Source organism: Streptomyces sp. NPDC104226 (assembly GCF_055584085.1).
The window spans coordinates 131,621-156,095 of the sequence record NZ_JBVJMS010000014.1; the positions used below are offsets into that span (position 1 = coordinate 131,621).

22 protein-coding genes are annotated in these 24,475 nt (G+C 73.1%); 16 read left to right on the forward strand and 6 right to left on the reverse strand.

Features of this window, described 5'->3' with window-relative positions; all coding sequences use genetic code 11:
- Positions 1-67: 67 nt before the first annotated feature.
- Positions 68-1,243 carry an 8-amino-7-oxononanoate synthase gene (locus ACZ60J_RS35070; protein ID WP_469688222.1) on the reverse strand — a complete coding sequence of 392 codons (1,176 nt, stop codon included), beginning with the start codon at positions 1,241-1,243 and terminating at the stop codon, positions 68-70.
- Between the two features lie 157 nt (positions 1,244-1,400).
- On the opposite strand from ACZ60J_RS35070, the gene bioB reads away from it, so the two are divergent.
- The 4 genes from bioB (at position 1,401) to ACZ60J_RS35090 (ending at position 5,641) form a co-directional block, all read left to right on the forward strand.
- Complete coding sequence (bioB, locus tag ACZ60J_RS35075; RefSeq protein WP_469688223.1) at positions 1,401-2,636, forward strand: biotin synthase BioB; 1,236 nt, start codon at positions 1,401-1,403, stop codon at positions 2,634-2,636.
- The gene (locus tag ACZ60J_RS35080; RefSeq protein WP_469688224.1) at positions 2,629-3,951 is read left to right on the forward strand and encodes an adenosylmethionine--8-amino-7-oxononanoate transaminase; all 1,323 of its coding nucleotides are present in this window, start codon (positions 2,629-2,631) and stop codon (positions 3,949-3,951) included. Before bioB ends, ACZ60J_RS35080 begins: the two co-directional genes overlap by 8 nt.
- Positions 3,952-3,974: 23 nt before the next feature.
- Positions 3,975-4,676, forward strand: coding sequence for a dethiobiotin synthase (bioD, locus tag ACZ60J_RS35085; protein ID WP_469688225.1), 702 nt, complete (start codon positions 3,975-3,977; stop codon positions 4,674-4,676).
- A 98-nt stretch (positions 4,677-4,774) separates the two neighbouring features.
- Positions 4,775-5,641, forward strand: a complete 867-nt coding sequence (locus tag ACZ60J_RS35090; protein ID WP_469688226.1) for a DMT family transporter — start codon at positions 4,775-4,777, stop codon at positions 5,639-5,641.
- 77 nt (positions 5,642-5,718) lie between these two features.
- On the opposite strand, the gene ACZ60J_RS35095 is transcribed toward ACZ60J_RS35090, so the two are convergent.
- Both ACZ60J_RS35095 and ACZ60J_RS35100 read right to left on the reverse strand, forming a co-directional pair.
- Positions 5,719-6,360 (reverse strand): hypothetical protein, encoded by a 642-nt coding sequence (locus tag ACZ60J_RS35095; protein ID WP_469688227.1) that lies wholly within the window; start codon positions 6,358-6,360, stop codon positions 5,719-5,721.
- Positions 6,357-6,788, reverse strand: coding sequence for a GNAT family N-acetyltransferase (locus ACZ60J_RS35100; RefSeq protein ID WP_469688228.1), 432 nt, complete (start codon positions 6,786-6,788; stop codon positions 6,357-6,359). Before ACZ60J_RS35100 ends, ACZ60J_RS35095 begins: the two co-directional genes overlap by 4 nt.
- A 395-nt stretch (positions 6,789-7,183) precedes the next feature.
- On the opposite strand from ACZ60J_RS35100, the gene ACZ60J_RS35105 reads away from it, so the two are divergent.
- From ACZ60J_RS35105 to ACZ60J_RS35130, 6 genes are all read left to right on the forward strand, one after another.
- Positions 7,184-8,524 carry a hemolysin family protein gene (locus tag ACZ60J_RS35105; protein WP_469688229.1) on the forward strand — a complete coding sequence of 447 codons (1,341 nt, stop codon included), beginning with the start codon at positions 7,184-7,186 and terminating at the stop codon, positions 8,522-8,524.
- Positions 8,521-9,540: a hemolysin family protein gene (locus tag ACZ60J_RS35110; protein WP_469688230.1), complete on the forward strand. Its 1,020-nt coding sequence runs from the start codon at positions 8,521-8,523 to the stop codon at positions 9,538-9,540. Before ACZ60J_RS35105 ends, ACZ60J_RS35110 begins: the two co-directional genes overlap by 4 nt.
- Positions 9,541-9,622: 82 nt before the next feature.
- Complete coding sequence (locus tag ACZ60J_RS35115) at positions 9,623-10,414, forward strand: SGNH/GDSL hydrolase family protein (protein WP_469688231.1); 792 nt, start codon at positions 9,623-9,625, stop codon at positions 10,412-10,414.
- 158 nt (positions 10,415-10,572) lie between these two features.
- Positions 10,573-12,006, forward strand: a complete 1,434-nt coding sequence (gene purB / locus ACZ60J_RS35120; protein WP_469688232.1) for an adenylosuccinate lyase — start codon at positions 10,573-10,575, stop codon at positions 12,004-12,006.
- Positions 12,003-12,581: a G/U mismatch-specific DNA glycosylase gene (gene mug / locus ACZ60J_RS35125; protein ID WP_469688322.1), complete on the forward strand. Its 579-nt coding sequence runs from the start codon at positions 12,003-12,005 to the stop codon at positions 12,579-12,581. The genes purB and mug overlap by 4 nt, the downstream gene beginning before the upstream one ends.
- A 41-nt stretch (positions 12,582-12,622) precedes the next feature.
- Positions 12,623-13,276, forward strand: coding sequence for an HAD family hydrolase (locus tag ACZ60J_RS35130; RefSeq protein WP_469688233.1), 654 nt, complete (start codon positions 12,623-12,625; stop codon positions 13,274-13,276).
- A 35-nt stretch (positions 13,277-13,311) separates the two neighbouring features.
- Here the strand turns inward: ACZ60J_RS35130 and ACZ60J_RS35135 are convergent, their stop codons facing one another.
- Together ACZ60J_RS35135 and ACZ60J_RS35140 are read right to left on the reverse strand one after the other, a co-directional pair.
- A complete protein-coding gene (locus ACZ60J_RS35135) occupies positions 13,312-14,061 on the reverse strand; it encodes an ABC transporter permease (protein ID WP_469688234.1) in 750 nt (249 codons plus the stop codon).
- Between the two features lie 26 nt (positions 14,062-14,087).
- Positions 14,088-14,999 (reverse strand): ABC transporter ATP-binding protein, encoded by a 912-nt coding sequence (locus ACZ60J_RS35140; protein ID WP_469688235.1) that lies wholly within the window; start codon positions 14,997-14,999, stop codon positions 14,088-14,090.
- A 108-nt stretch (positions 15,000-15,107) separates the two neighbouring features.
- Here ACZ60J_RS35140 and ACZ60J_RS35145 point away from each other — a divergent pair, with 108 nt between their 5' ends.
- The 3 genes from ACZ60J_RS35145 (at position 15,108) to ACZ60J_RS35155 (ending at position 18,289) form a co-directional block, all read left to right on the forward strand.
- Positions 15,108-16,301 carry a sensor histidine kinase gene (locus tag ACZ60J_RS35145; RefSeq protein WP_469688236.1) on the forward strand — a complete coding sequence of 398 codons (1,194 nt, stop codon included), beginning with the start codon at positions 15,108-15,110 and terminating at the stop codon, positions 16,299-16,301.
- A gap of 4 nt (positions 16,302-16,305) precedes the next feature.
- Positions 16,306-16,956 carry a response regulator gene (locus ACZ60J_RS35150; RefSeq protein ID WP_469688237.1) on the forward strand — a complete coding sequence of 217 codons (651 nt, stop codon included), beginning with the start codon at positions 16,306-16,308 and terminating at the stop codon, positions 16,954-16,956.
- 175 nt (positions 16,957-17,131) lie between these two features.
- A complete protein-coding gene (locus ACZ60J_RS35155) occupies positions 17,132-18,289 on the forward strand; it encodes an ROK family transcriptional regulator (protein ID WP_469688238.1) in 1,158 nt (385 codons plus the stop codon).
- A 721-nt stretch (positions 18,290-19,010) separates the two neighbouring features.
- On the opposite strand, the gene ACZ60J_RS35160 is transcribed toward ACZ60J_RS35155, so the two are convergent.
- Positions 19,011-19,772, reverse strand: a complete 762-nt coding sequence (locus ACZ60J_RS35160) for a GntR family transcriptional regulator (RefSeq protein WP_469688239.1) — start codon at positions 19,770-19,772, stop codon at positions 19,011-19,013.
- A 318-nt stretch (positions 19,773-20,090) separates the two neighbouring features.
- Between ACZ60J_RS35160 and ACZ60J_RS35165 the strand changes: the two genes are divergently transcribed.
- From ACZ60J_RS35165 to ACZ60J_RS35175, 3 genes are all read left to right on the forward strand, one after another.
- On the forward strand, positions 20,091-20,930 hold the full coding sequence (locus ACZ60J_RS35165) for an alpha/beta fold hydrolase (protein ID WP_469688240.1): 840 nt from the start codon (positions 20,091-20,093) through the stop codon (positions 20,928-20,930).
- A 137-nt stretch (positions 20,931-21,067) separates the two neighbouring features.
- Entirely contained in the window at positions 21,068-22,666 is a 1,599-nt protein-coding gene (locus ACZ60J_RS35170) for an alkaline phosphatase D family protein (protein ID WP_469688241.1), read from the forward strand.
- A gap of 144 nt (positions 22,667-22,810) precedes the next feature.
- Positions 22,811-24,286, forward strand: a complete 1,476-nt coding sequence (locus tag ACZ60J_RS35175; RefSeq protein ID WP_469688242.1) for a GNAT family N-acetyltransferase — start codon at positions 22,811-22,813, stop codon at positions 24,284-24,286.
- Positions 24,287-24,475 lie beyond the last annotated feature (189 nt).

Below are 24,475 nucleotides of genomic sequence, written 5' to 3' on the forward strand. Positions count from 1 at the left end.
ACGCAGACACGCAGGAACGCAGGAACGAAGGACCAGAGGAACGCAGGAGCGCTCCCCACGGCTCCGTTCAGCGGTCCGTGGCTCCGGCCGGAGCGGTCCCCAGGATCGTCTCCACCGCACGGCTGATCTCGTCCCCCGTGAGATCCGCCCGCGCGGTCAGCCGCAGCCGGGAGATGCCGTCCGGCACGGACGGCGGCCGGAAGCACCCCACGGACAGACCTGCCTCGCGGCAGTCGGCGGCCCAGCGCAGTGCCGCCGAAGCCGACGGGGCCCGTACCGACACCACGGCCGCGTCCGGCCGGGCCGCGGTCAGGCCGGACGCGGTGAGCCGCCCGTACAGTTCGGCGGCCACCGCACGGGCCCGGTCCGCGCGCTCCGGTTCCCGCTGGAGCAGGCGCAGGGCCGCCAGTGCGGCGCCCGTCGCGGCCGGGGCCAGTCCGGTGTCGAAGATGAAGGTCCGCGCCGTGTTGACCAGGTGCCGGATCACCTTGGCCGGGCCGAGCACCGCACCGCCCTGGCTGCCCAGGGACTTCGAGAGGGTCAGCGTCGCGACCACCCCGGGAGCCCCCGCGAGCCCGGCGGCGTGCAGCGCCCCGCGGCCTCCCTCGCCCAGGACCCCGAGGCCGTGCGCGTCGTCCACGAGCAGGGCCGCGCCCTCCGCCCGGCAGGCCTCGGCGTGGGCCGCCAGCGGGGCCGCGTCCCCGTCGACCGAGAACACCGAGTCGGTGACCAGCAGCGCCCGGCCCCGGTGGGCGGCGAGCGTCTTGCGGGCGGCCTCCGGGTCGCTGTGCGGGACGACGGCGGTGTCGGCGCGCGACAGCCGGCAGCCGTCCACGATCGAGGCGTGGTTGCCCGCGTCCGAGGCCACCAGGGTGCCCCGGTCGCTGAGCGCGGTGACGGCCGCCAGATTGGCCGCGTACCCGGAGGAGAGGACCAGCGCCGCCTCGAACCCGCAGAAGGCGGCGAGCTCCCGCTCCAGCTCGGCGTGGAGTTCGGTGGTGCCGGTGACGAGCCGCGATCCGGTGGCCCCCGCCCCCCAGCGCTCGGCGGCCTCGCGTGCGCCCCGTACGGTCTCCGGGTGCCGGGACAGCCCGAGGTAGTCGTTGCTCGCGAGATCGAGGAGCGGGGAGTGCGCCGGCCGCGGGCGCAGGGTCCGGACGAGTCCGGCCTGCTCCCTGGCCCGCTCCGCGTCGTCGATCCAGGAGAAGACGTCCAGGGGGGCGGGGCTGTGCTGGTGCGGCATCGACGGTCCTCGGGTTTTTGTCGGCAGTCCACAGACCTGCCCGACCCTAACCGCCCGTGACCCCTGCGTCAGGTGTGGCGATACACACACTCTCTTCCGGCCATGTTGTTCGATCTCTCCTTGGCCGGGAGTGCCCGGGTGGGACAGGATCGGCATCATGGACCTGCTGAACACCCTCGTGGACAAGGGGCTGCGGCGCGAGCTGCCGACCCGCGAAGAGGCACTCGCCGTGCTGGCGACCTCTGACGACGAACTGCTCGACGTGGTGGCCGCGGCCGGCAAGGTGCGCCGACAGTGGTTCGGCCGCCGGGTCAAGCTGAACTACCTGGTCAACCTGAAGTCGGGGCTCTGCCCCGAGGACTGCTCGTACTGTTCCCAGCGGCTCGGTTCCAAGGCCGAGATCCTCAAGTACACGTGGCTGAAGCCCGACGAGGCCTCCCAGGCCGCGGCCGCCGGCGTCGCCGGCGGGGCCAAGCGGGTGTGCCTGGTGGCGAGCGGGCGCGGTCCGACGGACCGCGACGTGGACCGAGTCGGCAAGACGATCGCGGCCATCAAGGAGCAGAACGAGGGCGTCGAGGTGTGCGCCTGCCTCGGTCTGCTCTCGGACGGCCAGGCCGAGCGCCTGAAGGACGCGGGTGCCGATGCCTACAACCACAACCTCAACACCTCCGAGGCCACGTACGGCCAGATCACCAAGACCCACACCTACGCGGACCGGGTCGACACGGTGCAGAAGGCGCACGCCGCCGGCCTGTCGGCCTGCTCGGGCCTGATCGCGGGCATGGGCGAGAGCGACGAGGACCTCGTCGACGTCGTCTACGCGCTGCGCGAGCTCGACAGCGACTCGGTGCCGGTCAACTTCCTCATCCCCTTCGAGGGAACCCCGCTGGCCCAGGAGTGGAACCTCACTCCGCAGCGCGCCCTGCGCATCCTCGCGATGGTCCGCTTCGTCTGCCCCGACGTCGAGGTCCGGATCGCGGGCGGCCGCGAAGTGCACCTGCGCACCCTGCAGCCGCTGGCCCTGCACGTGGCGAACTCGATCTTCCTGGGCGACTACCTGACCAGTGAGGGCCAGGCCGGACAGGCCGACCTCGACATGATCGCGGACGCCGGTTTCGAGGTGGAGGGCGCCGGTACGACGACCCTGCCCGCGCACCGCTCCGAGGTCGCGGCGGCCACCGGCGGCTGCGGCTCGCAGGGCTCCGGTGCCCCGGTCTGCGGCTCCTCCGCCACGGCGGACGCGGCCGGCTGCGGTTCGGCGTGCGGCGGCTGCTCGGGGCACGCCGGGCACGAGGCCCCCGTACCGGCCCAGGCGGAGGCGGGCGACGTCCGCTCCGACCTGGTGGCGGTACGCCGACGCGGCGCGGGAACGGATCTCGCTCCCAATGCCTGATCCGCACCACTCGCCCGACGCGCTGCCGGCCGCCGAACTGCTCGCGCTGGACCGGCAGCACGTCTGGCACCCGTACGGCCCGATGCCCGGGCGGCAGGAGCCGCTCGTCGTCGCCTCCGCCTCGGGGGTCCGCCTGCGGCTGGCCGAGCCGTCGCAGGGGCACGACGAGCTGGTCGACGGCATGTCCTCCTGGTGGTCGGCGATCCACGGGTACAACCACCCGGCGCTCAACGAGGCGGTCACCGGGCAGCTCGGCCGGATGTCGCACGTGATGTTCGGCGGGCTCACGCACGAGCCGGCCGTCCGGCTGGCCGCGAAGCTCGTCGAGCTCACCCCGGCCGGCCTGGAGCACGTCTTCCTCGCCGACTCGGGCTCGGTCTCGGTCGAGGTCGCGGTGAAGATGTGCCTGCAGTACTGGCGTTCGGTGGGGCGCCCCGAGAAGAGCCGCCTGCTCACCTGGCGGGGCGGCTACCACGGGGACACCTGGCAGCCGATGGCCGTCTGCGATCCCGAGGGCGGCATGCACGAGCTGTGGTCGGGCATCCTCCCGCGCCAGCTCTTCGCGGACGCCCCGCCGAGCGGGTTCTCCGCTCCCGTCGACGAGTCCTACGTCGCCCACCTGCGCTCCCTGTTCTCCGCGCACGCTGACGAACTGGCGGCCGTGATCGTGGAGCCGGTGGTCCAGGGCGCGGGCGGCATGCGCTTCCACAACCCGGGCTACCTGCGGGTGCTGCGGGAGCTGTGCGACGAGTTCGGCGTCCTGCTGATCCTGGACGAGATCGCCACGGGCTTCGGCCGCACGGGCGCGCTGTTCGCGGCCGACCACGCCGGGATCACCCCGGACGTGATGTGCCTGGGCAAGGCGCTGACCGGCGGCTACCTCACCCTCGCCGCCACGCTGTGCACGGAACGGGTCGCGGACGGCATCTCGCAGGGCGAGGTCCCGGTCCTGGCCCACGGGCCGACCTTCATGGGCAACCCCCTGGCCACCTCGGTGGCCCTGGCCTCCATCGACCTGCTGCTGGGTCAGGACTGGCAGGGCGAGGTCAAGCGCATCGAGGCGGGCCTGCTGGAGGGCCTCGCCCCGGCAGCGGACCTGCCGGGCGTCCGGGAGGTACGTGTCCTCGGCGCGATCGGCGTCATCCAGCTCGACCGCCCGGTCGACATGGCCCGTGCCACGGCGGCGGCGGTCCGGGAGGGCGTCTGGCTGCGGCCGTTCCGGGACCTGATCTACACGATGCCGCCGTTCGTCACGGCCGACGCCGACGTGGCCCGCATCTGCCGGGCCGTGGTCGCGGCCGCGAAGGAAGCCTGACATGACGGTACTGGAGGCCTGACATGACGGTGCTGATGGTCTCGGGGACGGGAACCGAGATCGGCAAGACGGTCGTCACCTCGGCCGTCGCGGCGGCCGCGCTCGCGGCGGGCCTCTCGGTGGCCGTGCTGAAGCCGGCCCAGACGGGCGTCGGCCCGGACGAGCCCGGGGACGCGGCGGAGGTGGGCCGGCTGGCCGGCTCCGCGGTCACCTCGGCGGAACTGGCCCGCTATCCGGAGCCGCTGGCCCCGGACACGGCGGCCCGGCGCTCGGGACTCCCGACGGTCTCCCCGGAGCGGATCGCCGAGGCGGCCCGCGAGCTCGCCCTCTCCCACGATCTGGTCCTGGTCGAGGGCGCGGGCGGCCTCCTGGTCCGCTTCGACGAGTCCGGCCACACCCTGGCGGACGCCGCCCGGCTGCTCGGCGCCCCGGTGCTGATCGTGGCTCCGGCGGGGCTCGGCACGCTCAACTCCACCGCCCTCACGGCAGAAGCCCTCCGGGCCCGCGGCCTGACCTCCCCGGGCGTGGTCATCGGCAGCTGGCCGGCCGAACCCGACCTGGCGTCCCGCTGCAACCTGGCCGACCTGCCCTCGGTCTCCGCCCTCCCCCTCCTGGGCATGGTCCCGGCGGGCGCGGGCACCCTCCCGCCGGCGGTCTTCCGCACCTCGGCGCCCGGCTGGCTCGCCGCCGCCCTCCACGGAACCTGGTCGGCGCCCACCGGCTGACCCCGTCCGGGGGGCCGGACGGGGGAACGGGCGGCGCCGCCCGTTCCCCCGGCGGTGTCGTGGTGGGCCGTCGCGGCCGGGCACCTGAGGATCGGGGAGTGGGCTTCCTCGTACCGGTCCTCTTCGCGCTGTTCGCGGCGCTCAGCAACGCCCTCGCGACCGTGCTCCAGCGGCGGGCGGCGCTCATCGTGCCGCAGAGCGACGGATTCCGCTTCGGTCTGGTGCTCGACCTGCTGCGGCAGCCGCTCTGGCTCGGCGGGATCCTGGCGGTCGTCGCGGCCGGCGCCGGGCAGGCCGTGGCCCTGGCCACGGGCCCGCTGGCCCTCGTACAGCCCCTGTTCGTACTGGAGCTGCCGCTCGCGCTCCTGATCGCCTCGCTGGTGACGCGCTCCCGGATGCCGGGGCGGTTGTGGCTCGCCGTGGGAGGAGTGGTGGCCGGGCTCGGCATCGTCCTGGCGGCCGCCTCACCGAAGGGGAACCGTACGGACGTTCCGGCCGACAGGTGGGTCCTGGCCCTGGCCGCGTGTGCGGTCGCGGTGGCCGTGCTCACCCTGACCGGCCTGCGGCGCCGGCCCGGCCGGACACGCGCCGGATGCCTCGGCGCGGCCACCGCCGTCTGCTACGCGCTGACCGCCGCCCTGATGAAGTCGGCGATGCACGTACTCGACGACGACGGCCTCGGCGCCTTCCTGCGCACCTGGGAGACCTACGCCTTCGCCGCCGCCGGCATCTGCGCCCTGCTGCTCCTCGAACACGCCATGCAGGGCGGCCCGCTGATCGCCTCCCAGCCCGCGCTGACGCTCGGCGACGCGGGCGTGAGCGTCGCCCTGGGAGTGCTGCTGTACGAGGAACACCTCCGGGCCCACTGGTGGCTGCTGCCGCAGCTCCTGGGCCTGACCCTGATCTGCGCGGGCATCCTCACCCTGTCCAGGAACGACGCCCCCGCCGACGCCGGCGCGCCATGACCCGCCCACCACCACGGCCTCCCCGAAGGGCCACTCGCCTGTCGCACGGGCCGCCTCCGAGAGTTGGGCGCCGTGCGTCAGTGGCCTCCGCGGGGCTCCAGGCAGCCGCCCTCGACGTACACCCCGTGGGCCTTCACGGTCGGCGGCGGGCCGAGACGGCCCGTCACGCACGGGCCGCTCTCGGGGACCGACAGGACGAAGGAGACGTTCACCGCCCCGGATCCGTACACGCCCCCGGCGTCGAATCCGTACCCCAGCCCGGTCAGGACCGCGCGGAGCTCGTCCACCGTGTGCGGGGCGCTCTTCCCGCCGGAGCCGCCGGCCAACGCCGCCTTGATCCGTGCGGCGTGCGCGTCGCCCCGGCAACGGGCCCCCGGGGTGAGCTCCGCCTGCTGTGTGTAGGCGTGGTTCTCCGCGTACTTGCCCGCCTCGGGATCCGCGGGCAGCGGTCCCGCCGTGGCCCCGGGACTCGCGGCGCCGGGGCCCACGTCCGCGCACCGCGCCGCGATCTCGGGGAACAGCGCGTCGTGGCGCGCGACCGCCGCGGCCGCCAGGGCCGCGTAGTCCACGGAGGGCGGCGCCGAGGGGATCCCGGACGGCGTCGAGGGCTCGGCCCCCGCGGTCCTCGTACCGCAGCCGGTCAGCGCGACCGCTCCGACCGCTCCGACCGCCAGGAGGAGCGCGGCGGCACGGGTACCCGTACGGGGACCGGGGATCACGGCGTCTCCACCAGCGGCTTGACCCAGCGCCGCCAGCGCTCCTCGCGGTGGTAGCCGGCCGCCGCCCAGGCCTGCTGCGCACGCTCGTTCGCCTCCAGGACCATCGCGTCACCGCGGCGGCCCCCCAGGGCGACGAAACGCCGCTCGGCCGCGTCGAGGAGCGCAGTGGCGATCCCCTGGCGACGGTGGGAGGGCAGGACGGCGAGTCGGTACAGGGACGCCCGCCAGCCGTCCCAGCCCGCGATCACGGAGCCGACCAGGACCCCGTCGCGTTCCGCGAGGATCAGCGCCTCGGGATCGCGGGTGACGAGCTGGGTCACGCCGTTCGCGTCGTCAGTGATCGACGTGCCCTCGGCGGCTTCCTTCCAGAAGGCGAGGACGGTCTCGGCGTCGGCCGCCACGGCGGGGCGTATGTGCAGATCAGTCATGCTGCGGAGCCAAACACGACGGGCCGGTGCCCCGCCACCGACTTCCGCCCAGCGAGACGCACCGGGAGGCACGGGACCGCACGGGGAGCGCCCCTCCCGGGTCCGTCCCACCGCAGGCCGACGCGGGCAGGATGCGAAGGTCGTTCGCATCCGGCACCATCGGAACACCGCAGAGCGAAGCGCGGCGCTCCCGTCCGGCCGACACGCTCCGCCGAACGGATGATCCGCCCGCTTTGCCTTTCCTTTACTATGGGAGCAGCAGTTCTCCTCCGCCCCTCCAACGAAAGGTGTGAGCGTCCGCCCATGGGCGAGCCTCCCAGTCCCCACCCTTCCCGTCCGCGACAGCGCGCGACACTCCTCCTCCTGACTGATCATGGGACGGAGGTGAAGGACCGATGACCGAAGTGCTCCTGCTCGTCGTGGCGCTGCTGCTCTGCCTTGCCTGCGGAGTCTTCGTCGCGGCCGAGTTCTCGCTGACGACCATCGAGCGCAGCGAACTGGAACGGGCCGTCGAGCGCGGCGAGCGCGGCGCCGACAGCGCCCTGGCCGCCGTCCGCAGCCTGACGTTCCAGCTCTCCGGCGCCCAGCTCGGCATCACCGTGACCGGCCTGGTTATCGGCATGATCTCCAAGCCCTCGATCGCGGCCCTCCTCCAGGGCCCGTTCGAATCCATGGGGCTGTCCGCCGGCGTGGCCTCCTCGACCGCCCTGATCCTCGGCACCGTGCTGTCGACCGTCGTCCTGATGGTCGTGGGCGAGCTCGTCCCCAAGAACTGGGCGATCTCCTCCCCGCTGACCGTCGCCAAGCGGGTCGCCACCTTCCAGCGGGTCTTCAGCCGCGCCTTCGGGCCCCTCATCAGCCATCTGAACACCACGGCGAACCACATGGTCCGCCGGTTCGGCATGGAGCCCGCCGAGGAGCTCGCCTCGGCGCGCACCCCGCAGGAGCTGGCGGCCCTGGCCCGGCACTCCGCCAGGGCCGGCGCCCTGGAGAAGGACACCGCCGAGCTGTTCACGCGGACCCTGAACCTCGCCGACCTGACCGCGGAGAACGTCATGACCCCGCGGGTCCAGGTCACCGCCCTCGACCTGCAGACCACCGCCGAGGACGTGGCGAACGCCACGCTCGCCACCGGCCTGTCCCGCTTCCCCGTCTACCGGGGCAGCCTCGACAGCGTCGTCGGCACCGTCCACATCAAGGACGTACTGGCCCTGCCTGCGGAGGACCGGCACCGCACCCCGGTGTCGCAGCTGCTGCGCGAGCCCCTGCTCGTACCGGAGTCGCTGACCGTGGACCGGCTGCTGGACCGGCTGTCCGGGAAGCAGACGATGGCCGTGGTCATCGACGAGTACGGCGGCACGGCCGGTGTGGCCACGCTGGAGGACATCGTCGAGGAGGTCGTCGGCGAGGTACGCGACGAGCACGACCCGCACGAGGCCCCCGACCTGGCCCCGGCCGGGGAGGACGACTCCGGGCGCTCCCTGTTCTCCGCGGACGGCTCCGCGCGCACCGACCAGCTCCAGCGGATCGGACTGCGCGTGCCGGACGGCCCGTACGAGACGCTGGCCGGTCTGATAGCGACCGAGCTGGGCCGGATCCCGCTGGTGGGCGACAGCCTGGAGCTCGACGGCTGGCGGCTGGACGTGGTGGACGCGAGTGGGCGGCGGGCCGCGCGGGTGCTGTTGCACGTGCCGGTCGAAGCTGCTCCCGGTGATGGTGTGGAGGAGGCCCGATGACCGCCGTCCAGTTGCTGATCGGCCTGGCGACCCTGGTCGTCAACGCCTTCTTCGTCGGCGCGGAGTTCGCCATGATCTCGGTCCGGCGCAGCCAGATCGAGACGTACGCCGAGCAGGGCGACCGCAGGGCGCGTGCCGTGCTGTGGGGCCTGGAGCACGTGTCGGCGCTCATGGCGGCGGCCCAGCTGGGCATCACGCTGTGCACCCTGGTGCTGGGTGTGGTGGCCGAGCCGGCCATCGCCCACCTGCTGACCCCGGCGTTCGACTTCCTCGGGGTGCCGTCCGGGCTGACCCACGCGATCTCCTTCGTGGTGGCGCTGGCCCTGGCCACGTACCTGCACATGCTCTTCGGCGAGATGCTGCCGAAGAACGTCGCCCTGGCCGAGCCGGTGCGGACCGCCCTGGTGCTGGGTCCGCCGCTGGTGGCCCTCACGCGGGGGCTGAGGCCGGTGATCTTCGCGATCAACGCCTTCGCCAACACCCTGCTGCGCCTGCTGCGGGTGGAGGTCAAGGACGAGGTCGCGGCGACGTTCTCGGACGACGAGCTGGCCCGGATCGTCAAGGACTCCAGTGACGCGGGGCTCATCGACGACCGTGCGAGCGAGCGGCTGCACGACGCCCTGGAACTGGGGCGGCGGCCGGTGACCGATGTGGTGCTGCCGGCGGACCGGGTGGTTCCGGCCCGCGAGGGCATCACGCCGGCCGGACTGGAGCGGCTGTCGGCCGAGTCGGGGTACTCCCGGTTCCCGATGATCGACGCGCAGGGCCGGATCCTCGGGTACCTGCACGTCAAGGACGCGCTGGACGCGACGGAGCGGGACGAGCCCTTCCCGGTCAGCGCACTGCGGCCCATCGCGCAGGTCCGGGCGGAGACGCCGCTGGACGACGCGCTGACCGCGATGCGGCGCAGCCGTACGCACCTGGCCGCGGTGCTCGCTCCGGACGGGGTCATGACGGGCCTGGTCACCATGGAGGACCTGCTGCGGGAGCTGTTCGGCCGGCCGGCTTCGACCTAGCGGCAGGAGCACCACGTATGCACCCCGGTACCCCCGGCCCGCCTGCGGGCCGGGGGTACCGCGCGGTAGCATCGCTCCCGCCATGGAGATGAATGTGCGGTACACCAGTTTTGTCGCGGTCGGCGACTCCTTCACCGAAGGCATGTCGGACCTGCTCCCCGACGGCTCCTACCGGGGCTGGGCCGATCTGCTCGCCGACCGCCTCGCCGCCCGCGAGCCGGGCTTCCGCTACGCGAACCTCGCGGTCCGCGGCAAGCTGATCGGGCAGATCGCCGGCGAGCAGGCGCCCGCCGCCGCCGAGATGGGCGCCGATGTGGTGACCCTGGTCGGCGGGCTGAACGACACCCTGCGTCCCAAGGTGGACATGGGGCGGGTGCGCGGGCACCTGGAGGAGGCCGTCGGCCTGCTGGCGCCCTCCTGCGGGACGCTGGTCCTGATGCGCTCGCCGGGCCGCAACGGCCCCGTGATGGAACGTTTCCGCCCGCGCATGGAGGAGCTCTTCGTCATCATCGAGGAGCTCGCCGCGCGCCACGGCGCCCTCGTGGTCGACCTGTACGGATCCGCCGCGCTCGGCGATCCGCGGATGTGGGACGTGGACCGGCTGCACCTGACGGCCGAAGGCCACCGCAGGGTCGCGGAGGCGGTCTGGCAGACCCTGGGCCTGCCGCCCGAGGCGGACTGGAACGCCGACCTCCCGCCCGCCGTGCCCCCCGGCTGGACCGCGCGCCGCTCGCAGGACCTCAGTTTCGCCCGGCAGCACCTGCTCCCCTGGGTGGGCCGGCGCCTGACGGGCCGCTCCAGCGGGGACGGCCGCCCCGCCAAGCGCCCGGACCTCCTGCCGTACGAGGCTCCGGCGGGCGACCGGCTCGTCTAGGCCGTCCCTTCCGGATCTTGCCGGGCCCACGGAGCGGCCCGTGGCCGCCTTGCACCCGCCCCGGCCCGCGCCCGCCCGCTCTCGTAGCAAGCCACAATCCGGGCCGGGTCCCCTACCTGCGTAAACGCACAGCCGAGGCCCAAGTAGAATCCCTTTACGTGACTGCCAAGCCCCGCATCCCCAATGTCCTGGCCGGCCGCTACGCCTCCGCGGAGCTCGCCGTCCTGTGGTCCCCCGAGTACAAGGTGACGCTGGAGCGGCGGCTGTGGCTCGCCGTGCTCCGCGCCCAGAAGGATCTCGGCATCGAGGTCCCCGACGAGGCCCTCGCCGACTACGAGCGCGTCCTGGAGACCGTCGACCTCGCCTCCATCGCCGAGCGCGAGAAGATCAGCCGGCACGACGTGAAGGCCCGCATCGAGGAGTTCAACGACCTCGCCGGCCACGAGCACGTCCACAAGGGCATGACCTCCCGCGACCTCACCGAGAACGTCGAGCAGCTCCAGATCCGGCTCTCGCTGGAACTGGTCCGGGACCGCACGGTCGCCGTCCTCGCCCGCCTCGGCAAGCTGGCCGGCGAGCACGCCGAGCTGGTCATGGCCGGCCGCTCCCACAACGTCGCCGCTCAGGCGACCACCCTGGGCAAGCGCTTCGCCACCGCGGCCGACGAGCTGCTGGTCGCGTACGGCCGCCTGGACGACCTGCTGACCCGCTACCCGCTGCGCGGCATCAAGGGCCCGGTCGGCACCTCGCAGGACATGCTCGACCTGCTGGGCGGCGACGCCGCGAAGCTGGCCGACCTGGAGCAGCGGATCGCGGCCCACCTCGGCTTCGGCCAGGCCTTCACCTCGGTCGGCCAGGTCTACCCGCGCTCGCTCGACTACGACGTGGTCACCGCCCTGGTCCAGCTGGCCGCGGCCCCTTCCTCCATCGCCAAGACGATCCGCCTGATGGCCGGCCACGAGCTGGTGACCGAGGGCTTCAAGCCCGGCCAGGTCGGCTCCTCCGCGATGCCGCACAAGATGAACACCCGCTCCTGCGAGCGCGTGAACGGCCTGATGGTCATCCTGCGCGGCTACGCGTCGATGACCGGCGAGCTGGCCGGCGACCAGTGGAACGAGGGCGACGTCTCCTGCTCCGTGGTCCGCCGGGTTGCGCTGCCCGACGCGTTCTTCGCCCTCGACGGCCTGATGGAGACCTTCCTGACGGTGCTCGACGAGTTCGGCGCCTTCCCGGCCGTCGTGGCCCGCGAGCTGGACCGCTACCTCCCCTTCCTCGCCACCACGAAGGTCCTGATGGGCGCCGTGCGGGCCGGGGTGGGCCGCGAGTCCGCCCACGAGGTCATCAAGGAGCACGCGGTGGCCTCCGCGCTCGCCATGCGCGAGCAGGGTGCCGAGCGCAACGAGCTGCTGGAGAAGCTGGCCGCCGACGAGCGCATGCCGCTCGACCGGGCCCAGCTGGACGCCCTGATGGCCGACAAGCTCTCCTTCACCGGCGCGGCGGGCGACCAGGTCGCCGCGGTGGTCTCGCGCATCGAGGAGATCGCCAAGGAGCACCCCGAGGCCGCCGGCTACACCCCCGGGTCGATCCTCTGACCCCCGAAGAGCTGAACGCCGCCCGTGACCGCGTCCTCCCGGACGTGGTCGCGGGCGGTCTTCGTGTCCTCTTCTGCGGCATCAACCCGGGCCTCCTCTCCGCCGCGACGGGCCACCACTTCGCCCGCCCCGGCAACCGCTTCTGGCCGGTCCTGCACATGTCGGGGTTCACTCCGCGGCTCCTCTCCCCCGCCGAGCAGGAAGAACTGCCGACCTACCGCCTCGGCATCACGAACGTCGTGGCCCGCGCCACGGCCCGCGCCGACGAGCTGAGCACCGAGGAGTTCCGCGAGGGAGGCCGCATCCTGACGGCCAAGGTGGAGCTCCTGCGCCCCCAATGGCTGGCCCTGGTCGGAGTCACCGCCTACCGCACCGCCTTCGGCGACCGGAAGGCCCAGATCGGCCCCCAGGAGCGGACCATCGGCGCCACCCGGATCTGGGCCCTGCCCAACCCCAGCGGCCTCAACGCCCGCTGGACCGCCGCCGCCATGGCCCAGGAGTACGCCCGCCTCCGCGCAGCCGCCGAGTCCGCCGAGTCCGCCGATCCCATCGATCCCGCCGACGTCGATCCCTAGCCCGCCTCGGCCGCCCCGGGACAGGGATCTATCATCCGGGGATGATCAACAAGCCGATCGAACTCGTGATCTTCGACTGCGACGGGGTCCTCGTCGACAGCGAACGCATAGCCGCCCGGGTCCAGGTAGCTCTGGGCGCGGAGCTCGGCTGGCCGCTCACCGAAGCCGAGGTCATCGACCGGTTCATCGGACGCTCCTCCGCCTCCATCCGCGAGCAGATCACCGGCCGGCTCGGCCCCGATGTGGCCGCCCACTGGTGGGACCGTTTCGAGCAACTCCACCGGGAGGCCGTGGACTCGGGGCTGTCGCCCGTGGATGGTCTGCCCCAGGCGCTCGACGCGATCACCCTGCCGACGTGCGTCGCCTCCAGCGGCTCGCACGAGAAGATGCGGCACACCCTCGGCCGTACCGGCCTCTACGCACGCTTCGAAGGCCGCATCCACAGCGCCACCGAGGTCTCCCGCGGCAAGCCCGCCCCGGACCTCTTCCTGTACGCCGCCCGGCGGATGGGCGTCGATCCCGCCGCCTGCGCGGTCGTCGAGGACAGCCGCCCCGGCGTCCAGGCGGCCCGCGCCGCCGGGATGCGGGCCTTCGGCTACGCCGGCGGGCTGACCCCCGCCGAGCAGCTCGAAGGCCCCGGGACCGTCGTCTTCGACGACATGCGCGCTCTCCCCGCCCTCCTCGCCGGCCACTGACCCCGCCGGACGGCGGGGTCCCGCGGCCGACAGGGTCAGGCGTCCCGCCGCCGGAGCGCCAGCCAGCCGCCGCCCACCGCGGCCAGCGCCCACAGGGCCAGGACCCCGAGCCCGGCCCAGGGGGCGAGACCCACCGAGGTGTCCAGCCGCATCATCATCTGGCCCGCACGGTCCGGAAGGTACCGGGCGATGCCCCCGGCGTGCGCCGCGAGGACGAACGAGACGATCAGTGTGAAGGGTATGAGCAGGCTCAGGACGGCCGTCGTGCTGCGCAGAACCGCCGTCAGTCCCGCTGACAACAGGGCCATCAGCGCGAGGTAGACACCGCAGCCGAAGATGGCGCGGTAGGTGCCCGGACCGCCCAGTTCCACGGTGTAGGGGCCCATGAACGCCTGTCCACCGACGAAGGTGGCCAGTCCGGTCAGCTGACCCACCAGGAAGGCGAGCACGCCGATCACGGCCATCTTCGAGAGGTAGAGCCGCGCCCGGTTGGGTACCGCCGTGAGCGACGTGCGCAGGGCGCCGTTGTGGAACTCGGACGACAATGCGGTCGCGCCGAAGGCGAAGGCGGCTATCTGGCCGAAGTTGAGGCCGTAGAAGCCCGCGAGGAGCGGATCGTCCCCCATGCTGCCCGCCTCCGCGTCGCCGATCAGCCAGGCCGTCAGCGTCTGGATCCCCGCGGTGGCGGCGAAGACGGCTATCAGCGCCCCGAAGGTGCCGCGCAGGGACCGTATCTTGATCCATTCCGAGTGCAGGACGGGGACGGTGGGCAGAGCGGTGCTCATGGGGAGGCCTCCTTGGAAGGTGTGGGTCAGCGGGTTGCGGCGAACTGGGCGCTGTCCGCGGTGAGATCGAGGTAGGCCTGCTCCAGGGAGGCCCGCTCGTCGATCAGTTCCAGCATCGGGATGCCTTCGCGGGCGGCGATGACACCGAGCTGCTCGGCCTGTATGCCGTCCACGGTCCACCGCCCGCCCTCGGCGGTGACCAGCTCGAAGTCGTCCCGGGCCAGGGTGGCCCGGAGCCGGACGGGGTCCGTGGTGCGCAGCCGCACCCTCGGGGTGCTGCGGGAGTCGATGAACTCCTCTATGGAGGTGTCGGCCAGCAGCCTGCCCTGCCCGAGCACGATCAGATGGTCGACGAGGGCCGCCGTCTCGGTCATCAGGTGGCTGGAGACGAGGACCGTGCGCCCCTCGGCGGCCAGGCCGCGCATCAGCTCCCGGATCCAGATGATGCCCTCGGGGTCGAGGCCGTTGGTGGGCTCGTCCAGGAGGAGCACTTCCGGGTCTCCGAGCAGTGCGGCCGCTATGCCGAGGCGCTGACGCATGCCCAGGGAGAAGGTCTTGATCCGCCTCTTGGCCGCGGAGGCGATCCCCGACTGCTCCAGGACCGCTTCCACCCGGCTCATCGGGATGCGGTTGGCCGCGGCGAGGAAGCGCAGGTGGTCCCGGGCGGTGCGGCCGCCGTGCGCCGCCTGCGCGTCCAGCAGGGCCCCGACCCGGTGGAGGGGGTCGGGGAGTTCGGTGAACCGCCGGCCGCCGATGGTGGCCGTGCCGGAGGTGATCCGGTCCAGGCCCAGCAGCAGCCTCATCGTGGTCGACTTCCCGGCCCCGTTGGGTCCGAGGAAGCCGGTGACGCGGCCGGGCATGACATCGAAGGTGAGGTGGTCCACGGCCCGGGTCCGGCCGAATTCCTTGGTCAGTTCTCGGATCTCGATGCTGTTCATGCCTCAAGGTTCGCTGCCGGCCCCACCCCCCTTCCTCCCCCATGCGAGGGTTCCTTCTCCCCCACGTGGGGGAGGAGCCGCACCGCCCCGAACTGCGACGATGAGGGGATGCACCGATTGTTCCGCGCCGTACTGCGCCCCGTGACCTACTCGCGCTGGGTGCATCTGTGCGTGCCCATCCTGATGTTGGCCGTCTGGATGTTCATCGAGCCCGCGGCTCCGTGGGTACCGCTCGTCCTCGTGATACCGCTGGGACTGCTGCCCTGGATGCGGGTGGCCGAAGGACTCCAGGCGCAGTTCCTGCTCACTCCCTCCGAGCGCGACGCCAACGGCGCGCGGGAGGACGAGGAGAACAGCTTCAGCACCGTCGGGTCCCAGACGTGGAGCGACCGTTGGCGGACCTTGTTGTGGCTGGAGATACGGCTCGTCGTCTCGCTCGCCACGATGATCGCGACGGTGTGGCTGCCGATGCTCACGGTCCAGCTGGTCACGGCCGGACTCGGCAGCAGGGTCGCCTCCGAGAACCTGATACCCGCCGGGTTCCCGGTCTGGGCCGCGTGGGCGCTGGCTCCGCTGCCGCCGGTCCTCCTGGTCGTCGTCGTGGTCCTGTTCGGCGACATGATCACGGCCATCGCCCGCCGCCTGCTGGGGCCTTCGGCCGCGGAGAAGCTCACCGCCCTGGAGGTGCGCACCGAGCAGCTGTTGGAGCGCACCCGCATCGCGCGGGAGCTGCACGACTCCATCGGCCATGCCCTGACCGTGGCCGTCGTCCAGGCGGGTGCCGCGCGGGCGGCGGGCGATCCGGAGTTCACCGACCGCGCGCTGAGTGCGATCGAGGAGACGGGCCGGGCCGCGTTGGAGGACCTGGACCGGGTGCTGCGCGTCCTGCGCGAGTCCGGCCAGCGGCCGTCCCAGCGGCCGACCCTGGTGGAGGCCGACCGGCTGTTCGAGTCGGCGCGCGCCTCCGGCGCCACCGTCGACGCACAACTGATCGGCCCGCTGGACCAGTTGCCCGAACCGGTGAGCCAGGAGGGGTACCGGATCCTGCAGGAGGCGCTGACCAATGTGCTGCGGCACTGCGGCCCCGTAGCGGTACGGGTGCGGATCGGCATGGTCGCCGACCGGCTGGACCTGGAGGTGACCAATCCGCTGCCGGACCGGCCCTCCGTCATGACCGGCGGCGGCACCGGACTGCGCGGAATGCGGGAGCGGGCCGCACTGCTCGGCGGGAACACCGAGACCGGTCCGTACGAGGGGGGTTGGAGGGTGCGCGCGCGGCTGCCGCTGGAGCGAATACGCTGACCGGATGCCGGTTACCGTACTGCTCGTCGACGACGAACCCCTGGTGCGCGCGGGTCTGCGCGCCGTCCTGGACGCCCAGCCCGACATCGAGGTGATCGGCGAGGCCGCCGACGGCGCCGCGGTGGTCCCGCTCGTGCGGCAACTGCGCCCCGACGTCGTGGCGATGGACGTACGGATGCCGCTGCTCGACGGGATCGAGGCGACCCGGGCGGTCCTGCGGAGCGTGGACGCTCCGCCGAAGATCCTCGTGGTCACCACCTTCGAGAACGACGAGTACGTCTACCAGGCGCTGCGGGCCGGCGCGGACGGGTTCCTGCTCAAGCGGGCCCGTCCGTCGGAGATCGTGCACGCGGTCCGGCTGGTGGCGGAGGGCGAGACGCTGCTCTTCCCCTCGGCCGTCCGCTCACTGGCCGCCGAGTACGGCAACCGGCAGGCGCGGACGGTCCTGGAGCGGGCGGCGCTGACCGAGCGCGAGGAGGCCGTGCTCCGGCTGATGGCCAAGGGGCTGACCAACATCGAGATCGCCCGCGAACTGATCGTGGGGACCGAGACGGTGAAGTCCCACGTCAGTGCGATCCTGGCGAAGCTGGGGGCGCGGGACCGGACCCAGGCCGTGATCACCGCGTACGAGTCCGGGTTCGTAGCTCCCGCATGACCGGTCCCCCGGGTCGTGTCTTTCGGATCTTGCCGGGCCCACGGCGCCCGGCAAGATCCGAAAGACACAACCCGGGGGAAGGTCTGGTTCCGGCCTATGGGGGGCCGCTTCTCGCCGCTGCGGTCGGTGCGCAGTACGATCCGGCTGACACGCTCGCTAGCTGGGAGGACACACGTTGGGGCAGCTGACCGGCGGGGACCCTTCTCTGCTGCGGCGGATCAACTCCGCCGTGGTGCTGCGGGCCCTGCGCGCGGCCGAATCGCCGACGCTCACTGACCTCACCCGGGTCACCGGGCTCTCGCGGCCCACCGTCGAGGGCGTCGTCGAGGGGCTCATCGGGACGGGCCTGGTCGTCGAGGCGGGCGCGGAGGAGGGTGCGCGGCGCCAGGGGCGCCCGGCCAGACGGTTCCGCTTCCGGGCGGAGGCGGGGCACCTGCTCGGCGTGGAGATCGGCGCGCACCGGATCGCGGTGCTGCTGTCCGGACTGGACGGCCGGGTGATCGGCGCCGGCACCAAGGAGGTCACCGAGACGGCCTCCGCCGACGAGCGGCTCGACCGGGTCCGCGGTGCGGTGGCCGATCTGCTGCGTCGTGCCGGGGTACCCCGGGACTCCCTGCGGGCGGTCGGCGTCGGCAGCCCCGGGATCGTGGAGGCCGACGGCACCGTCCGTCTCGGCACGGCCCTGCCCGGCTGGACCGGGCTGCCGCTCGGGGAACGGCTGCGCCGCTCGTTCCGCTGCCCGGTGCAGGTGGAGAACGACGCCAACGCCGCGGCGGTCGCCGAGCACTGGAAGGGCGCCGCGACCGACACCGACGACATGGTCTTCGTCATGGCCGGGCTCAGCCCGGGAGCGGGTTCCCTGATCGGGGGCCGGCTGCACCGCGGCTTCGGCGGGGCGGCCGGGGAGATCGGCGCACTGCACCTGCTGGGCCGTGAGGTCACGCCCGAGAAGCTGCTCTCGACGACCGGCGAACCCCTGCACCCCCTGGACGAACGGGCGGTGGCGGAGGTCTTCGCGATGGCCAGGCGCGGGGACGTGGGCGCGGTGGCCGCGGTGGAGCGGTTCATCCAGCGGCTGGTCCACGACGTGGCCGCGCTGGTCCTGGCGATGGATCCGGAGCTCGTCGTGGTCGGCGGCTGGGCGGCCGGGCTGGACGGGGTACTGGATCCCCTCCGCCGGGAGCTGGAGCGCTACTGCCTGCGCCCGCCGCGCGTGGCGCTGTCCCTGCTGGGCGAGGCGGCGGTGGCCACGGGAGCGCTGCGGCTGGCGCTGGACCACGTGGAGGAAGAACTGTTCGCGGTGGAGAAGACGGTCACCGCCCGGCGCCGCTGATCCCTCCGGGGGTGGTACGGGCTCACAGGCGGGGGCCCCGCTGCTGCCGCCGGTTGCTCCGGGGGCGCGGAGTGGGGTTCAAGGATCCGCGCGCGTGCGACCACCGCCCGGGTCCCCGCGCGGCCGGGCCCCGGATTCCGCACCGGTGAGCCCCCGGAGAGGAACGCCGTACGGGCCGGGGAGGCCGAAGGGCCCGCCACCCCCGTGGTGGCCCCGATATCAGCCGACGCCCGCGAAGAGGCCCACGAAAGCCGACAGCCCGGACGCGGCCCGGGAACAGCCGATAACCCGAACGCGGCCCGGGAACAGCCGGTGATCGGGACGCGGCACGTGACAAGCCGACGCCCAGGACAAGGCCCGGTCCCAGCCGATCATCAGGAACCGGCCCGGGATCAGCCGACGCCCGCGAAGAGGCCCACGAAAGCTGGCAGCCCGGACGCGGCCCGGTATCAGCCGACGGCCCGAACCCGCCCCGGGATCAGCCGGTGATCGGGACGCGGCACGTGACAAGCCGACGCCCAGGATGAGGCCCGGTCCCAGCAGATCGTCAGGACCCACCCCGGGATCAGCCAGTGATCAGGACCCGGCCCGCGACGAGCCGGCGCCCAGGATGAGGCCCGGTCCCAGCAGATCGTCAGGACCCACCCCGGGATCAGCCAGTGATCGGGACCCTACCCGCGACGAGCCGGCGCCCAGGATGAGGCCCGGTCTCAGCCGGTGGTCAGGAAGCGACCCGCGTGTCGTGGGTGATCTGCACGTCGCCCGAGTCGCCGAAGGTCAGTCGGCAGGTGTCCGCACGGTAGGTGGCCACCGAGACGGCCGCCGTGCCCGCCTCCGTGAAGTAGCGGGTGGTGACCAGCAGGACCGGGGCGCCGGGCAGGCGGTCCAGTTCCTTCGCGTCCTCAGGACGGGCGGAGCCGAGCTCCACCGAGCGGTCCTGCCCGTCGAGGACCAGCTTCTGCAGCTCGCGCATGACGGCGCGGGCACGCGCCGGACCGGCCGGGGCGTCGATCGCGGAGAGGCCGGGCACCGAGGAGGCCGGCACGTACAGCAGCTCGGCGGCGAGGACCTGGCCTTGCTCGACGCGGCTGCGGCGCACCGCGAGCACCATCTCGCCGGGGGTGGTCCCGAGGAGCTTCAGGAGGGCGGGGGACACCACGGCTTCTTCCGCCGCGTCCACGGGCTCCCACCCGTCGACGCTCTCGCCGGGCCAGCTGTGCTGCGCACCGCCGACATCGACGCCGACGCGCGGCGGGGCGACGGTGGTGCCGACGCCCCGGCGGCGCTGGAGGCGGCCTTCGAGCTCGAGCTGCTCCAGGGCCTGGCGCAGGGTCGCCCGGGCGACACCGAAGCGGGCGGCGAGCTCGCGCTCGTTCGGCAGGATCTCGCCCACGGCGAAGTCCTGGTCGAGCGCCTCACTGAGGACGGTCTTGAGGTGCAAGTACTTCGGCTCCGGCACCGATTCGAGCTGCATGGTCCCCACCCTGACTCCTCCTGCAATCGCCGCACTCGCCGTGTTCCAGCGTGAGTTCCGCGCCTTTGTTTATTAAAGGTTCCTGCACTATGCCTGCGACGATAAGACTGCGCACCCCCTTGGTCAAGACCAATGCTCACCGCTTTACCGGGCAGATCGGGCATATGCATCAAGCTGTTCACGGGATGTTCGCGAGGGCCGCGGAGAGCGCCCGGAAAGTCGAAGCCCTGCCCCCAGGGACTACCGGTCGGTAACCGGTCGGGAGACACTACTGACAAGCCGTCTCACACGGCCGCCGATGCCGCCCGACCCCCGACGAGGAGCAGCATGACCGCCACGGTCTCCTTCACGATCGATTCGCCGCTAGGCCCCCGCACCACCACCGCCGCCTACGAGCGCAAGGGCGCGGGCGAGCCTCTCCTGCTGCTCCACGGCATCGGCCACCACCTCCAGGCGTGGCACCCGGTGACCGACGTCCTGGCCGCCGAGTACGACGTGATCGCCGTCGACCTGCCCGGCTTCGGCGCCTCGGAGCCGCTGCCGCACGGGGTTCCGTACGATCTGGGCACCATCGCCCCGGCGCTCGGCGCGCTCTGCACGGCGCTCGGCATCGAGCGGCCGCACGTTGCGGGCAACTCCCTCGGCGGGCTGCTCGCCCTGGAGATGGGGCGCGTCGGCCTGGCGCGCTCGGTCACTGCCCTCTCCCCCGCCGGGTTCTGGTCGGAGGGGGAACGCCGCTACGCCTTCACCGCACTGCGCGCGATGCGCGCGGGCGCCGGCGCCCTGCCCCGCTCCGCCGTGGAGCGGCTCGCCCGCAGTTCCGCCGGACGCGCCGCGCTCACCGGCAGCATCTACGCGCGACCGGGTCGGCGTTCGCCCGACTCCGTGGTCGCCGAGACCGTCGCCCTGCGGGAGGCCACCGGTTTCGAGCAGACCCTGGCCGCGGGCGGCTCCGTACGGTTCACCGCGGACGTGCCCGGTCTGCCCGTCACCATCGCCTGGGGCAGTCGCGACCGGCTGCTCCTGCGCCGACAGGGCATCCGCGCCAAGCACACCATCCCCGGCGCGCGCCTCGTCAGGCTCGACGGCTGCGGCCACGTGCCCATGAACGACGACCCGGCCCTGGTCGCCCGCGTCATCCTGGACACAACCGCCCGCGCCCGATGAGGTGTTGACGGGGCGTCGGCCGTGCGCACCAGTGTTCACGCATGGTTCGCGCGCCCGACGTGGGCGGTCCGGTGTGCGGCTGGTGTACGGCGGCACACTGGTCCGGCCCGTCCCCGCCGGCCTCTGGAGACGCACCGATGGCACCTCTGCCGCACACCCGACGCTCCCTGCTCGGCGGTTCCCTCGCCGTTCCGGTGGGCCTCGCCCTGTCCAGCGCCCTCACGGGCGCCCTCGCCACGCCCGCCCACGCGGCGGTGCCCGCCTTCGTCCGCTCCGACCGCCCGAACGCCTTCTGGGGGGTCCAGTCCGGCGAGATCACCGCCCACTCGGCCACCGTCTGGACGCGTTCCGACCGGCCCGCGCGGATGTACGTCGAGACCTCCCCGAGCGAGTCGTTCCGGTACGCCGTCCGCCGCCACCGCGGCCCGCTGCTCGGCCCGGACACCGATTTCACCGGCACCACCACCCTGCGCGAGCTCCCGCCCGGGCAGCAGATCCACTACCGGGTGCTCCTCGCCGACCCCGACGATCCGCGCCGCAGCGGCGAGCCGGTCCACGGAACCTTCCGGACCGCCCCCGCCTCCCGCCGACGCGACGTGCGCTTCCTGTGGTCCGGGGACCTCGCCGGCCAGGGCTGGGGAATCAACCCGGAGCTCGGCGGTTACCGCGTCTTCGACGAGATGCGGCTGCGGGACCCCGATTTCTTCCTGTTCAGCGGGGACACGATCTACGCCGACGGGCCGATCCAGGCCTCCGTGCCGCTGCGCGACGGAACCCTGTGGCACAACGTGACCACCGAGGAGAAGGCGAAGGTGGCCGAGACCCTCTCCGAGTTCCGGGGCAACTTCCGCTACAACCTGCTCGACCGCAACCTGCGCGATTTCAACGCCCAGGTGCCGGTCCTCGCCCAGTGGGACGACCACGAGGTGCGCAACAACTGGTACCCCGGCCAGATCCTCGACGATCCCCGCTACACCGTGAAGGACGTCGACACCCTCGCCGGCCGGGCCCGGCGGGCCTTCGGCGAGTACTTCCCGGTCACCGACCTGCGCGGAGGCCGCGCCGAAGGGCGGATGTACCAGGTGGTGCGCCACGGGCCGCTGCTCGACGTGTTCGTCCTCGACATGCGCACCCACCGCGACCCGAACTCCCCCGGCCGCCAGACCGACGACCCCGTCGGCATCCTCGGACCCGAGCAGCTGGCGTGGATCAAGCGCGAGCTGTCGCGCTCCCGCGCCACCTGGAAGGTGATCGCCGCCGACATGCCGCTGGGCATCGTGGTGGCCGACGGGGCCACGAACTTCGAGGCCGTCGCCCAGGGCGACCCCGGCGCACCGCTCGGGCGCGAACTGCAGATCGCCGAGCTGCTGCGCCACATCAAGCACCAGCACATCACCGGCACCCTCTGGCTCACCGCCGACGTCCACTACACGGCCGCGAACCACTACGCGCCCGAGCGTGCCGCCTTCGGCGACTTCGCCCCCTTCTGGGAGTTCGTCTCGGGCCCCATCGGTGCGGGCGGTTTCCCCGCCGGGCGGCTGGACGCCACCTTCGGCCCGGAGACGGCGTTCGTCCAGTCCGCGCCCTTCGCCAACATGTCCCCGTCCGAGAACCCCCCGTACTACGGGGAGGTCGAGATCGACGGGGAGTGCGGCGAGCTCACCGTCCGGCTGCGCCGTCAGGGCGGCGGCGTACTGTTCACGCGGACCCTGCAGCCCGGACGGGTGGGACAGTAGGGGCCGGTCGGTTCGGTCCGGCCCGGCCCGGTCCCACACCTGAAATCGGCCGGAAAACAGGGCGAAATCGGCCAGATGGATCCTTAACCAGTCGGTCACAGATCGTTCGTGATCACGCAACACCCCTGCGTCACAGTGGTCTGCATGACTGAGCGTATTCCTGCCTCTGCCCACCGTCCCCACCGCCACCACTGGCGCCGCGACGTCGTCGAACTCGCCGCACTCTTCTGCGCCGTCGCGGTCGCCGACGCCATCGCCAATCTCGTCGTGCACGGCCCCCGGGGCCCGGTGCTGCTCGTCGCCTCGGCCGTCGCACTCCTGGTCACGGCGGCGTTCCACACCTGGTGGGCACGCCGCCACAGCCATGCGCCGCCTCCCACGGACACCGCGCTCCCGGACCCGGCCGCCGCGGATGCCCGTACTGGTACGGGCACCGGGGCGGTCACGGAGGCGGCCCGCCCGGCCGGTACGGACGCCCCGTCGGCCTCCGCCCTGTGGCGGATGCGGACGACCGTGCGCGACGAGCCCGGCAGCCTCGCCGCGCTCTGCACCGCCCTCGCCCGCAGCGGGGTCGACATCCTGACCCTGCAGACGCACCCCCTCCCCGAGGGCGGCACGGTGGACGAGTTCCTGCTGCGCGCCCCGCAGCAGCTTCCCTCCGCCGAGCTCACCCGGGCCATCGCCGGCGCCGGCGGCCACAGCACCTGGATCGAGCGCGCCGACGCCCACGACCTGGTCGACACCCCGACCCGCGTCCTGGGACTGGCCACCCGCACCGCACTGGACGCCGCCGAACTGCCGCTCGCCCTGCGCCAGCTGCTCGGCCGGTGCACCATCCACTCGATCCCGGCGACCACCCTCTCCGGGCGCCCCAACGCGGGCGCCGACGCGCCCGTCGAAGGCGTCCTGGAGGCCACGGTCATGCGGCTGCGCGACCCGTCCGGCGGCGCCATCACCATCGAGCGGCCCTACCTGCCCTTCACCCCGACCGAGTTCGCCCGCGCCCGTGCGCTCGTGGAGCTGGACGCCCGGCTCGGGCCGCGGGTCCCGCGCAGCCGGGACGTACTGACCCTCCCCGAGGGCAACGAGATCACCGTCCGCCGCGCCGACGGCTCCGACCTGCCCGCAGCCCGCGCCATGCACGACCGCTGCTCGGAGCGCACCCTCGGCCTGCGCTACCACGGCCCCGTCGCCGACGCCGACCGCTACCTCGGCCACCTGCTGAGCCCGCGCTTCGGCCGCACCCTCGCGGCGACCACCGCCTCCGGCAAGCTCGTGGCCCTCGGCCACCTGCTCTGGGACGGCGACGAGACCGAGGTGGCGCTGCTCATCGAGGACGACTGGCAGCGCCGCGGCATCGGCTCCGAGCTGCTGGGCCGGCTGATCGGGATGGCCGTCGAGGCCGGATGCGACAGCGTGTACGCCGTCACCCAGGCCCAGAACACCGGCATGGTCGCCGCCATGCGCGGTCTCGGGCTCCCCCTCGACTACCAGATCGAGGAGGGCACCTTGGTGATCACGGCCCGGCTGGACGCGACCCCGGTCAGCTCCCGGCTGCCGTACGAGGTCCCGTACGAGCTCCCGGGCGAATCCCGCGGCCTGCCGCGCGGTCGGCAGTGACCCTGAGCCACACGATCCGGCCAGGCCCCGCGCGGGCCGCAGGCGCTGCTCCGCGCTCAGGTGAACCCGTACGGCCATGAGCTCGCGGGGCGCCGCCAGCCCCTGCGCCGGTCTGCTGACGATCTTCACGTCGGCAGGCCGGCGCTTCGCGTCAGCAGGCCGTCGACCTTCCTGTCAGCAGGCTGGCGA